Source organism: Mesorhizobium sp. Cs1299R1N3, assembly GCF_037179625.1.
Classification (GTDB): Bacteria; Pseudomonadota; Alphaproteobacteria; order Rhizobiales; family Rhizobiaceae; genus Mesorhizobium; species Mesorhizobium salmacidum.
This window is the reverse complement of record NZ_JAPYKQ010000029.1, coordinates 12,205-25,185: the sequence shown is the minus strand read 5'-3', so window position 1 is coordinate 25,185 and position 12,981 is coordinate 12,205. Positions and strand designations below refer to the sequence as shown.

Here is a 12,981-nt window from a genome sequence, read left to right as displayed (position 1 = left end):
CTAAATTAGAAAGGCGTTTCAATCGAGCACAGCCCTTGGTTGCACCCGGAGTTTCCGCTTTCTGCATGCGAACTTGAGCATGCTGGTGCCATGGTCCACAACCTCATTTCCAAGGTCCGAAGGCGCCAGTTCCGAACAGACAATTCAGGAACTTCAGCGGTCGAGTTCGCACTGTTGTCACCGCTTTTCATCCTTCTTTTGCTCGGAATGGTTGCCTACGGCATCTATTTTGGTGCCGCCAACTCGATTCAGCAAATCGCAGCCGACGCCGCCCGGACGGCTATCGCCGGGGTGAACCAGACCGAGCGGCAAACGCTCGTGGCCAGCTATCTCACCAACAACGCCGGCGGTTACCCTTTCGTGGACGCCAGCAAGCTGACCTACCAGGCCAATGACAGCGTAGCCGACGGAAGCCAGTTCGTGGTGTCCATCTCGTACGATGCCCGCAACCTGCCGATCTGGAATCTCTTCCCGGGCATAGCCATGCCAGGGACGACCATCAAGCGTCAGTCAACGATCAGGGTCGGGGGTATCTGAATGCTGCGGCGGGCGGGCAAGGGCATCGACCGGCTTGCACGGTCGATGATGGGAGACAGGAAGGCGAACTTCGCCGTCATGACCGCATTGAGCGCGCCGGTTGCGCTGGCGCTGGCCGCGGTGGCGATAGACGAGGCCTCCATCTACACCGAGCGCCGGGAAGCCCAGGCGATGGTCGACCTGGCAGCGATCACCGCCGCCTCGAACATCAACAACGTCAACACAGCGGTCGTCACCACGCTCACCGACAACGGCATGCCAGGTGTCGTTGTTCAAGCTTCGGGCCAGACAATCCCAGCGGCCGCCGGAAAGACGGTGGTGACGGTCACGCGGGGCCGATATGCCTCGTCGACCGCCAATGTCAGCCAGCGCTTCCAGGCGGGCGTGACGCCTTACAATGCGGCGCGGGTGACTTTGGCGAAAATTCCCCAGCGCTACTTCGCAAGCTCGCTGATCCCCACTCCCGTCATCGACACCCAAGCCACTGCCAGCATGACGCCGCAGGCGACATTCTCGGTCGGGTCGAGATTGCTTAGCGTCAATGGCGGCATCCTCAACGCACTTTTGAGCGGACTTCTCGGCGGCAACATCTCGCTCAGCGTCATGGATTACAACGGGCTGATCTCGGCCGATGTCAGCGTGCTTTCCTTCATCAGTGCGCTCGGCACACAACTGAACATCACGGCCGGCACCTATTCCGACGTTCTGGCATCGAAGGCGACCGTCGGCCAGATCGCCACTGCCATGGCCAATGTTCCTGGCCTCGGCAATACCGCCAAGGTCGCCTTGCAGACCATCGCCTCCAAGTCGACCAGCACCGTCAAGATCCCACTCAGCGGACTTGTCGACCTTGGCTCCGTCGGCAGCCTGGGTCTCGGGCAACAGCCGTCCGGCCTTGGCGTGGACGCAAGCGCCATGGGGATGCTGACGGCGGCCGCCGTACTCGCCAACGGCACCAACCAGGCCGCGGTCGATCTCGGCGCCACCATCCCGGGGCTGCTTTCCACCAAGCTCAACATCGCCATCGGGGAGCCGATGCAATCCTCGCCCTGGCTGGCGGTCGATGGTATCGGCACTGTGGTGCGAACCGCCCAGACGCGCATCAAGCTGACGGCCTCCGTCGGTATCGGCACGCCCGGCCTGGCCGGCGGCATCAGCCTGCTCGCCGTCAATCTGCCGCTCAATGTGGAAGTCGCCTATGCCGAGGCCAAGTTGACCGACATCACCTGCCCGACAGGGCCGTCCAGCATCAGCGTTTCCATCGCTGCTCACCCCGGTATTGCCCAGTTGAACCTGGCCAACAGCAACAATCCTTCCGGCTTCGCCGATTTCAGCCAGCCGCAGACCTTCACGGATGCAGACATCGCGGATGTGAGCCTGAAGCTGCTGCTGATCAACATCCCGTTGATCCAGGTAATGGGTTCGGCCGCGACCGCGATCACCAACAACAGCCCGCAGACTCTGACCTTCAACGCGACCGACATCGCCAGCAAGACGGTGAAGACCGTTTCGACGCGAAACATCACGCAGTCGCTCACCACATCCCTGGTCAACAACCTCTCGCTTTCGGTCAATCTGCTTGGTCTTGGGATCGATGTGACCACCCTGCTTGGAACGGTCAAACCAGCAGTGGTGGCCCTGCTCAACACTGTAACGGCGCCCGTGGACGACTTGCTCTACAATGTGCTGTCAGCCCTGGGCGTCGGTGTCGGCCAGGCCGACGTGCGCGTCACCGGCGCGACCTGCGGACGGGCAGTGCTCGTTCAGTAGGACCGCTTGGCCACAACCGAAGCGCCAATCAGTCGAGCCGACCGAGGAAGCAACCGAGAGCCGGCAGCGAGAGCGCGTTTTCCTCGACGGAAGCGGTGCCGCCCAGGACAGCCGCGACAGTTCCGATATCCTCAGGCAACGGCCAAGTCGCCGGCTCTCCGGCGAAATTGAAGACACAGAGCAGCCCCTCCCCACCACCCTCGCGGATGAAGGCGAGCACGTCGCCCTCGGTATCGAGAAAGCGGATCGAACCGCCGACCAGCGCAGGATGCTGTTTGCGCAAGGCGAGCGCCGAGCGGTAGGCCGACAGCACCGATTGCTCCTCGCCGTTCTGCACATCGACCGCGCGGGCGCGATGGCTTGCCGGCACAGGCAGCCAGGGTTTCGCGGTGGAAAAGCCCGCATTGTCGGCGCCCGCCTCCCAGACCATCGGCGTGCGGCAGCCGTCCCTGCCCTTCACGCCGGGCCAGAAGCGGATGCCGACGGGATCGCGCAGATCCTCGTAGGCAAGCTCCGCCTCCTCAAGGCCGAGCTCCTCGCCCTGATAGAGGCAAATCGAACCGCGCAAGCTGCTCAACAGCGTGATCGAGAATTTGGCCACCCGGTCGGGATCGCCACCCGGCCGCGTCCAGCGGCTGACATGGCGCACCACGTCATGGTTGGAAAACGCCCAGCAGACCCAGCCGTCGGCAACCGCATTTTCGAAGGCCTCGACGCAGCCACGCACATGCGCTGCGGAGAATTGCGAGCCGAGCAGGTCGAAAGTGTAGCTCATCTGAAGCTTGTCGCCGCCGGAGGTGTAGGCGGCCAGCGTCTGCAAGGAGCGGCCCTCGTCGCCGATCTCGCCGACGGCGGCGCGGCCCACATACTCGTCCAGCAATGCCCGAAAGCGCCTGAGGAAAGCCAGGTTTTCCGGCTGCGTCTTGTCGAACAGATGCTCCTGATAGAGGTAGGTGCTGGTCTCCGTATTGGTGCCTGCAACACTCGAAGCCAAGGGCGGATTGCCGCGCAGCCAGCGGTCGTGGACATAGTAATTGACCGTGTCGAGCCGGAAGCCGTCGACACCGCGTTCGAGCCAGAACCGCACCGTGTCCAGCAACGCGTCCTGGACCTCCGGATTGTGGAAATTGAGATCCGGCTGCGAGGCGAGGAAATTGTGCATGTAATATTGGCGGCGGGTCGCGTCCCACTCCCAAGATGGTCCCCCGAAGACCGACAGCCAATTGTTGGGCGCGCCGCCGTCCGGCTTGGCGTCGGCCCAGACGTACCAGTCGGCCTTGGCGTTGTCGCGGCTGGCCCGGCTTTCGATGAACCATTCGTGCTTGTCGGATGAATGCGACAGCACCTGGTCGATGATGATTTTCAGGCCGAGCCTGTGCGCTTCGGCAACCAGCGCATCGAAATCCGCCAACGTGCCGAACATCGGGTCGACGTCGCGATAGTCGGATACATCATAGCCCATGTCGGCCATCGGCGACTTGAAGAAGGGCGACAGCCAGACAGCGTCGACGCCGAGCGAGGCGATATGAGCGAGCCTTGACGTAATGCCCTTGAGATCGCCGCTGCCGTCACCGGTGGTGTCCTGGAAAGAGCGCGGATAGACCTGATAGATGACGCAGCCTCGCCACCATTCGGGCCTCTGCATGGCATTGTCGTCGGACATTTATGAACCCTTCCCGGCGCCACCGTTTCCGGTCCGGCCCTCGATCATGAAGTTGACGCCGCGACCCGGCAGCGGGCGTAGAAGGTCGATCGCCTGCGTCTCGATTGCCGCGCGCCAATGGAAGCCATCTCGCACTGGCAAGGTGAAGACGCATTGGCGGCGGTCGCCGTTGATCATGACGGCAAGACGACCGCCCACGGCATCGCGCAGCAGCATGACGAGGCGATGCCGGCTGGAGTCGTTCCAGTCGCTCTCGTTGAGCGGAATGCCCGTCTCGGTCAGCCACGAGACATCGGGGATGTCGGAACCGTCAACCGCTTGCCCGGTCAGGAAACGCGTAGCCGACAGTGCCGGCACCGCCTGGCGAAGTGCCGCGAGCGCCGATGCGTAACGCTCCAGCGCCTGATCGCGGGCTGCCCAGTCAAGCCAGGTGATGGCGTTGTCCTGCGCATAGGCGTTGTTGTTGCCTTTCTGGGTGCGGCCGAACTCGTCGCCTGCGGTCACCATGATGGTGCCGCGCGAGACGAACAGCGTGGCGAGCAGTGCGCACTGGTCGTCGAAGCGCGCCTTGGTGATCGCCGCATCGTCCGTCTCGCCTTCGGTACCATTGTTCCAGGACAGGTTTTCGTTATGGCCGTCGCGGTTCTGCTCGCCATTGGCGCCGTTGTGCTTGCGCTCATAGGAGACGATATCAGCCAGCGTCATGCCGTCATGGGCGGCGATGAAGTTCACGCTGCGGCTTGCCGGCTCCCCTGCCCCGTTGAACGCGTCAGACGAACCGGCAAGGCGCGTGGCGAGAGCACCGACCATGCCGGCATCGCCGCGCCAGAAGCGTCTGACATCGTCGCGGTAGCGATCGTTCCACTCAAGGAACGGCGGCCGGAAATTGCCCAGTTGATAGCCGTTTGCCCCGATATCCCAAGGCTCGGCGATCAGCACGCGGTCGCGGAGTACCGGATCATGGGTGATGGCCCGGAGCAGCGGCGCTTCCGGATCGAAGGTACCATCGACCCGGCCCAGCACAGGAGCCAGATCGAAACGGAAGCCGTCGACGTCGGCCTGGCGCACGAAATGACGGAGTGTGTCGAGCACCATTTCCCGCACCACCGGATGGTCGCAGGCGATCGTGTTGCCGGTGCCCGTATCATTGACCAGCATGCCATCCGGCCGGTGCCGATAATAGGCCTGGTTGTCGAGGCCGCGTAGCGAGAGCGTCGGCCCCAGCCTGTCGCTTTCGCCGGTATGGTTGAAGACGAGGTCGAGAATTGTGCCGATGCCGGCCCGGCGCAGCGCAGCGACTGTATCCTGCAATTCCGTCAGGCCGCCGGGCGCGAGGCGTGGGTCGAGCGCCATGAAGGTCACGGGATTGTAGCCCCAGGCGTTGCTCAAGCCCAGCGGCGGCAGATGCCGCTCGTCGATCGACGCCGTCACCGGCATCAGTTCGACAGCGGAGACACCGAGCCTTTGCAGATGCTCGATGATGGCTGGATGGGCAAGTGCGGCGATCGTACCGCGCTGTTCTTGGGGCACATCCGGGTGGAGCTTGGTGAAGGCGCGGACATTCAATTCGTAGATCAGGCCGCCCGGACGAAACAGCGGCGGCAGGATCGGTGGGGCCGAGGGCAAGGCCTTGGCCACGGCCTTGGGCATCACCGACGCGGTGTCGGCGCCCTCATTGCGCCGCGCGGCGAGCCGCCAGTGATAGGCGTAGGGCCGGTCGATCTCGACGGCGTAAGGATCGGTCAGCAGCTTGTCGGGGTCGAACCACAGCCCACGCTCGGGTGCATAGTCGCCGTCGGCTCGCAGGCCATAGCGCGCGCCCAAGGCCAGGCCGGAGACGAAAAGCACATGCATACCGTCGCCTTCCGGCGTCAGCTCCAGCCGATCGAGTTCGCGGTTTCCCTGCTCGTCGAAGATCGAAACCCAGAGGCGACGGGCCGACGAGGACCATGCGGCGAAGCGGATGCCTTCGGGGGTGATGGTGGCGCCGAGTTGGGTCATGCGCGCGCCTTCCCTTCTCCCGTGGTGGGGCCCGAAGGGCGGGCGAGACCGTTGGCTCGCCCCGGGGGTGGCTCGGCGCGTAGCGCCGAGACGGATGAGAGGTGCTGGAAGAAATGAGGCATCGGTGATTTGAACGAAGGTGCGCGCCAAGCTGGAGCACCCCTCATCCGTCCGAGCTTCGCTCGGCCACCTTCTCCCACAAGGGGAGAAGGGAAGGCCTCATCCATCACCCTCAAGTAATCACGCTGGGCTTGTTGCGGCCGGTGTGGCTCTTTATCCCGGCAATGTCGTCGGCGGCGGCGATGAGATCGGCGAGCGCCTCCTGCGTGTCGAGATCGTGCCTCGCCTGATCCGGCTCGTAGCGCTCGATATAGACGCGCAGGGTTGCGCCCGAAGTGCCGGTGCCCGAAAGCCGGAAGACGACGCGCGAGCCGCCTTCGAACAGCACCCTTATACCCTGATGCTCGCTGGTCGAGCCGTCGACCGGGTCGTGATAGGCAAAATCGTCGGCCTTGGCGATCTTCAGGCCACGCACGCTGGTGCCCGGCAGCGAGCCGAGCTTGGCCCTGAGTTCGTCGACCAGTGCATTGGCGCGGTTGGTCTCGACCTCCTCATAGTCGTGCCGCGAATAGTAATTGCGCCCATAGGTCGCCCAATGTTCGGTGACGATCTGTTTGCAGCTTTCGCCACGCGCGGACAGGATGTTGAGCCACAGCAGGACCGCCCACAGACCGTCCTTTTCGCGGACATGGTTTGAGCCGGTGCCGGCACTTTCCTCGCCGCAGATGGTCGCCATGCCGGCATCGAGCAGATTGCCGAAGAACTTCCAGCCAGTAGGCGTCTCGTAGATGCCGATACCGAGCTTGTGGGCGACGCGGTCGGCCGCACCGCTGGTCGGCATCGAGCGGGCAATACCCTTCAGACCTTCCTTGTAGCCCGGCGCCAGGCGGGCATTGGCGGCGAGCATGGCGACCGAATCCGACGGGGTGACGAAAATACCCTTGCCGATGATCAGATTGCGGTCGCCGTCGCCATCGGAGGCGGCGCCGAAATCCGGCGCGTCCGGTCCCATCATCTCGTCATAGAGGTGCTTGGCATGGACGAGGTTGGGATCGGGGTGATGACCGCCGAAATCCGGCAGCGGCTTGAAATTGCGGCAGGTGCCGTTCGGTGCGCCGAGGCGGTGTTCGAGGATTTCCTTGGCGTAGGGTCCGGTCACCGCATGCATGGCGTCGAAGCGCATGCGAAAGCCCGACTTGAACAGTTTGCGCAGCGCATCGAAATCGAACAGGCTCTCCATCAGCTCGGCATAGTCGGTGACTGGATCGATGACCTCGATGGTCATGCCGCCAGCCTTGACCGTCCCGACCGTATCGATGTCGATCGGATCGATGTCGGCGGTCTTGAAGCTCGAAATCGCCTTGGTCTTGGCAAAGATGGCGTCGGTCAGCTTTTCCGGCGCTGGGCCGCCATTGCCCGCATTGTACTTGATGCCGAAATCCTCGTGCGGGCCGCCGGGATTGTGGCTGGCCGACAGGATGATGCCGCCGAAGGTCTTGTATTTTCGGATGACATGCGAGGCCGCCGGCGTCGACAATATGCCGCCCTGCCCGACCATCACCTTGCCGAAACCGTTGGCGGCGGCCATGGCAATGGCCTTCTGGATGACCTCGCGGTTGTAGTAGCGGCCGTCGCCGCCGATCACCAGGGTCTTGCCGGCAAATCCGTCGAGCGCGTCGAAGATCGACTGGATGAAGTTCTCGGCATAGTGCTCCTGCTGGAACACTGGTACCTTCTTGCGCAGTCCCGACGTGCCGGGCTTCTGGTCGGAATAGGGCTTGGTGGGGACGGTGCGTATCATGCTTCAAGCAACCCTTTTCGAAAGCAGCAGGCGATAAAGTTCGACGTATTTTTCGGCGCTTCGGTCCCACGACAGATCGCTCTTCATGCCCTGACGCTGGATGGTTTCGAAGCTCGTCGGGCTGGCATGGGCATCGACCAGGCGGCGGATGGCGTGCAGCAACGCGCCGCCATTGTTAGGAGCAAACTGGAACCCGGTCGCCACGCCCGCGGCCATTGCTGCTTCATTGGCATCGATGATGGTGTCGGCAAGGCCGCCAGTGCGCGCGACGACCGGCACGCAGCCATAGCGCAGGCCGTAAAGCTGCGTCAGCCCGCAAGGCTCGAAGCGCGAAGGAATAACGATGGCGTCGCAGCCGCCCTGCATGATGTGCGACAGCTGCTCATCATAGCCGACGACGACGCCGATGCGGCCACGGTGGCGTGCGGTCGCGGCCAGCAGCGCGCCTTCGAGGCCCGCGTCGCCCGAGCCTAGGATGGCCAGCCTTGCGCCTGTCGCGACGATGCCGTCGACCACCGTCGCCAATATGTCCATGCCCTTCTGCCATGTCAGCCGGCTGACGACACAGACAATCGGGCTGTCGTCGCGGTCGAGGCCGAAACGGTCCTCGACGGCGGCCTTGTTGGGCGCCCGGGTCTCCAACGTTTCGGCCGTATAGGTCGATACCAGATGCTTGTCGGTCTCCGGATCCCAGATGGCGGTATCGATGCCGTTGACGATGCCATGGAGATCGCTTGAACGCATGTTGATGAGACCGTCGAGGCCCATGCCGAATTCCGGCGAACGTATCTCCTGCGCATAGGTCGGGCTCACCGTTGTGATCGCCCAGGCGGCTTGCAAGCCAGCCTTGAGGAAGCCGACACCGCCATAATATTCGACGCCGTCAAGCGCCATCGCCGCGGCCGGCAGGCCGAGCTCACCGAAAATGCCGGCGCCGAACTGGCCCTGGAAGGCGAGATTGTGGACAGTCATCATCGACGGTATGCCAACGGCCTTGCCGTAGCGCATATAAGCCAGGGTCATCGCCGACTGCCAGTCATGAGCATGGACGATGTCAGGCAGGTAGCCCGAAATGGCGCCGCCGGCGATATCAGCGCCGGCCTGGCTCAGCGCCGCGAAGCGCCGCCAATTGTCCGGCCAATCGGCGCCCGAGGCGTTGCCATAGGGACCGCCAGGGCGGTCGAACAGATGCGGCGCGTCGAGCACGAACAGGTCGAGCCCGGCGACCTCGACGGCATGGACCGAGGCCTTGCCGCCCTGCAGCAAAGGGTACTGATAGACCGCCTTCTTTTTCTTGAAGGCGTTCATCACCACCGGAAAGCCCGGGATGAGCGTGCGCATGGTCACGCCCTTGGCCGAGAGCGCAATAGGCAGCGCGCCGGTTACGTCAGCCAGTCCGCCGGTCTTGATCAGCGGGAAGATTTCGGGCGTGACCGACAGAACATGCATGCGCTTAACGATCCGCTCCTGGTCCATGTCGCCCAGAACCGTGTAGCGGTTTTGGGACCACGACATGCACAAAACACCCTAAAGTGACAGCTTGTTGATCATGTCCTGTGTGATCAGGCAGATACCCTTTTCCGAGACGCGGAAGCGCTTGGCGTCGATCGCGGGATCCTCGCCGACCACCAGCCCTTCCGGTATCCTTACACCGTGGTCGATGACGACGCGCTTCAACTTTGCGTTCCGGCCGACATGAACGTCGGGCAGCATGACAACCTCTTCCAGCGTCGAATAGGAATTGATGCGCGCACCGGTGAAAATCAGGCTTTTCTTCAGCGAAGCGCCCGAGACGATGCAATCGCCCGACACCAGTGACGAGACGGCGGAACCGCGCCTGCCGTCCTCGTCATGGACGAACTTTGCCGGCGGCTTCAACTCGGCATAGGTCCAGATCGGCCAGTCGCGGTCGTAGAGGTCGAGTTCCGGCGTCACGTCGGTCAAGTCGATATTGGCTTCCCAATAGGCGTCGACCGTGCCGACATCGCGCCAGTAGGCCTCGTTCTCGGCGGTCGAACGCACGCAGGACTTGGTGAAGCGGTGCGCGATCGCCTTACCGTGCGTGACGATATAGGGGATGATGTCCTTGCCGAAGTCGCGGCTGGAGCCCGGCTCGGCGGCGTCGCGGCGCAGTTGCTCCATCAGGAACTTGGTCTTGAAGACGTAGATGCCCATCGAGGCCAAGGCGAATTCCGGATTACCCGGAATTCCCGGCGGATCGGCGGGCTTTTCGACGAAGGCGATGATGTTGTCCTTGGCATCGACATGCATGACGCCGAAGCCGGTCGCTTCCATGCGCGGCACTTCGAGGCAGCCGACCGTGACATCGGCGCCGGCATCGACATGCTGGCGCAGCATCATCTCGTAATCCATCTTGTAGATGTGATCGCCGGCCAGGATGACCATGTATTCCGGACCATAGGCCTCGATGATGTCGATGTTCTGGTAGACGGCGTCCGCCGTGCCTTCATACCATTGCGTTTCCGACACGCGCTGGCTGGCCGGCAGGATGTCGAAGCTCTCATTTCGCTCGGGCCGCAGGAAGTTCCAGCCGCGCTGCAGGTGGCGGATCAGCGAATGCGCCTTGTACTGGGTGGCGACGCCGAGGCGGCGGATGCCGGAATTGAGCGCATTGGAGAGCGCGAAATCGATGATGCGCGTCTTGCCGCCGAAATAGACCGCCGGCTTGGCGCGCCGGTCGGTCAGTTCCTTGAGGCGGCTGCCGCGCCCGCCGGCCAGCACATAGGCCATGGCGTCGCGGGCCAGCGGCTGGGTTCGTTTCAAGTCTGCCATTCCTACCCTCCCAAGTTACTCGTCTATATGCGTTGACCAGCCTTAACGAGTTCAGTCGGCGGCGAGTTCAAGCATGATCGTCGACAGCGGTGGCAGAAGCATCGTTGCCGAAATGCTCTTGCCCTCCGCCCGTGCCTCGACCACGCCGCCATTGCCCATGCCGGAGCCGCCATATTCGGAAGCGTCGGTGTTGATGATCTCGCGCCACTTGCCGGCCTTCGGCAGAGGCACACGATAATTGTCGCGCGGCACCGGCGTGAAATTGGAGATGACGGCGACCGGATTGCCGCCGGGAGCGTTGCGCACCCAGGCGAAAACCGAATTCTGGCTGTCGTCGACGATCAGCCAGGAAAACCCTTCCGGCTCGCAGTCGCGGCCATGCAGCGCCGGGCGTGAACGATAGAGATAGTTGAGATCGCGCACCGTCTGCCAGACACCGCGATGCGGGCGGAAATCGAGCAGGTTCCAATCGAGCGCGCGCGCCTCGCTCCATTCGCGGCGCTGCGCGAATTCCTGGCCCATGAACAGCAGCTTCTTGCCGGGATACCCCCACATGAAGCCGTAATAGGCCCGCAAGGTCGCGAATTTCTGCCAGTCGTCGCCGGCCATCTTGCCGAGCAGCGTGCCCTTGCCGTGCACGACCTCGTCATGCGAGAGCGGCAGCACGAAATTCTCCGAGAAGGCGTAGGTCAGGCCGAAGGTGAGCTCGTTGTGGTGGTGCTTGCGGAAAATCGGCTCCTTGGAAAAATACTCCAGCGTGTCGTGCATGAAGCCCATGTTCCACTTGAAGCCGAAGCCCAGCCCGCCTTCATGGACAGGCGCCGAGACCTTTGGCCATGAAGTCGATTCCTCGGCGATGGTCATGACGCCGGGATGGTGCCCGTAGAGCTCCTTGTTCATCTTCTGCAGGAAGCTGACCGCCTCGAGGTTTTCGCGCCCACCCTTCTCGTTGGGAATCCATTCGCCCTGCTTGCGCGAATAGTCGAGGTAGAGCATCGAGGCGACCGCGTCGACGCGAAGACCGTCGACATGGTATTTTTCGGCCCAGAATAGTGCGTTGTTGACGAGGAACGACACCACCTCGCGGCGGCCGAAATTGTAGATCGCGGTGTTCCAATCCGGGTGGAAGCCCTTGCGCGGGTCGGCATGCTCGTAGAGCGCGGTGCCGTCGAAATGGACCAGACCGTGCTCGTCGACAGGGAAATGCGCCGGCACCCAGTCGAGAATGACGCCGATGCCGGCACGGTGGGCGCCATCGACAAAGCGGGCAAAGCCGTCCGGATCGCCGAAGCGGGCCGATGGCGCGTAGAGGCCGGTTGTCTGGTAGCCCCAGGACGGGTCATAGGGATGCTCGGAGATCGGCAGGAATTCGACATGGGTGAAACCGGCCTCGACCACATAGGGGATCAGCCGGCCGGCCAGTTCATCCCATGACAGGAAGGTGCCGTCGTCGCGAAGCTGCCAGGAACCGGCGTGGACTTCGTAAATCGAGATGGCTTCGCGCCGAGGGTCGGCGTTGCGCCAGAAATTGCGATGCGCCTCGTCACCCCATGGATGGGCCGGCGGCACCGCGGTCACCGAGGCGGTTGCCGGGCGCAGCTCCGACTTGAAGGCGAACGGATCGGCCTTCAGCGGCAACCTGACGCCATCGGGGCCTATGATTTCGTATTTATAGGGCCGGCCGGCACCAATATCGGGAATGAACAGCTCCCAGATGCCGGTGTCGCGACGGTCGCGCATCGTATGCCGGCGGCCGTCCCAGTCGTTGAAATCGCCGACCACCGAGACGCGCCGGGCATTGGGCGCCCATACCGCGAAATGCACGCCGGTAGCGCCTTCGTGCTCGATGACATGCGCGCCGAGCTTGTCGAACAGTCTGAGATGCGAACCCTCGGCGATGTAGTAATCGTCCATCGGCCCGAGCACCGGGCCGAACGAATAGGGATCGGTCAGCCACCAGTCGCCGCCGGCATTGCGCGCGTGGTAGCGAAGCGGTTGGCGCTTCCTGATCGACAACTTGCCCTCGAAGAAACCGGCGTCGTCGCGCCTGGTCAATTCGCCCGCCTCGATGCCGGTCAGCGTGTAGGCGGTGACGGACTGCGCGTGCGGAACGAAGCAGCGCGCGAACAGGCTCTTGCCGGCCTCCTGGACACCGAGAACCGCAAAGGGATTGCCGTGCGTACCGGCGACAATCGCCGCAACATCGCTGGCTGGCGCCAGTCCGTCCGGCCCGCTTGTCGCAGCGGTCGCGCGCGGCTTCCTCATCAGGCAGCGTCCCTCCCAGGGCACCAGCTATTCATTTCCAGCGATGTGAATTGGCATTCAACTCGCATCACCGGGAACACATTGTTCGTGG

The 12,981-nt window shown here is 63.2% G+C and carries 8 protein-coding genes; 2 read left to right on the top strand and 6 right to left on the bottom strand.

The genetic code is table 11. From position 1 onward, the window contains the following. The first annotated feature begins 90 nt into the window (after positions 1 to 90). Together O7B34_RS30425 and O7B34_RS30420 are read left to right on the top strand one after the other, a co-directional pair. Complete coding sequence (locus tag O7B34_RS30425; RefSeq protein ID WP_027144005.1) at positions 91 to 537, top strand: TadE/TadG family type IV pilus assembly protein; 447 nt, start codon at positions 91 to 93, stop codon at positions 535 to 537. Further along, positions 538 to 2,307: a hypothetical protein gene (locus O7B34_RS30420; protein ID WP_337149455.1), complete on the top strand. Its 1,770-nt coding sequence runs from the start codon at positions 538 to 540 to the stop codon at positions 2,305 to 2,307. It begins immediately after the preceding gene. 28 nt (positions 2,308 to 2,335) lie between these two features. Here O7B34_RS30420 and bglA read toward each other — a convergent pair whose 3' ends face one another. The 6 genes from bglA to glgB all read right to left on the bottom strand — a co-directional run bounded on the left by bglA (position 2,336) and on the right by glgB (position 12,890). Then, positions 2,336 to 3,970, bottom strand: coding sequence for a beta-galactosidase BglA (gene bglA, locus O7B34_RS30415; protein ID WP_337149454.1), 1,635 nt, complete (start codon positions 3,968 to 3,970; stop codon positions 2,336 to 2,338). Beyond that, on the bottom strand, positions 3,971 to 5,971 hold the full coding sequence (gene glgX / locus O7B34_RS30410) for a glycogen debranching protein GlgX (RefSeq protein ID WP_337149453.1): 2,001 nt from the start codon (positions 5,969 to 5,971) through the stop codon (positions 3,971 to 3,973). A gap of 232 nt (positions 5,972 to 6,203) precedes the next feature. Next, positions 6,204 to 7,832, bottom strand: coding sequence for an alpha-D-glucose phosphate-specific phosphoglucomutase (locus tag O7B34_RS30405; protein WP_337149452.1), 1,629 nt, complete (start codon positions 7,830 to 7,832; stop codon positions 6,204 to 6,206). Positions 7,833 to 7,835: 3 nt separating this feature from the next. After that, the gene (gene glgA, locus O7B34_RS30400) at positions 7,836 to 9,281 is read right to left on the bottom strand and encodes a glycogen synthase GlgA (protein WP_337149468.1); all 1,446 of its coding nucleotides are present in this window, start codon (positions 9,279 to 9,281) and stop codon (positions 7,836 to 7,838) included. Between the two features lie 78 nt (positions 9,282 to 9,359). After that, positions 9,360 to 10,625 carry a glucose-1-phosphate adenylyltransferase gene (gene glgC, locus O7B34_RS30395; protein WP_027146638.1) on the bottom strand — a complete coding sequence of 422 codons (1,266 nt, stop codon included), beginning with the start codon at positions 10,623 to 10,625 and terminating at the stop codon, positions 9,360 to 9,362. Between the two features lie 51 nt (positions 10,626 to 10,676). Next, positions 10,677 to 12,890 carry a 1,4-alpha-glucan branching protein GlgB gene (gene glgB, locus O7B34_RS30390; protein ID WP_337149451.1) on the bottom strand — a complete coding sequence of 738 codons (2,214 nt, stop codon included), beginning with the start codon at positions 12,888 to 12,890 and terminating at the stop codon, positions 10,677 to 10,679. Positions 12,891 to 12,981: the final 91 nt, after the last annotated feature.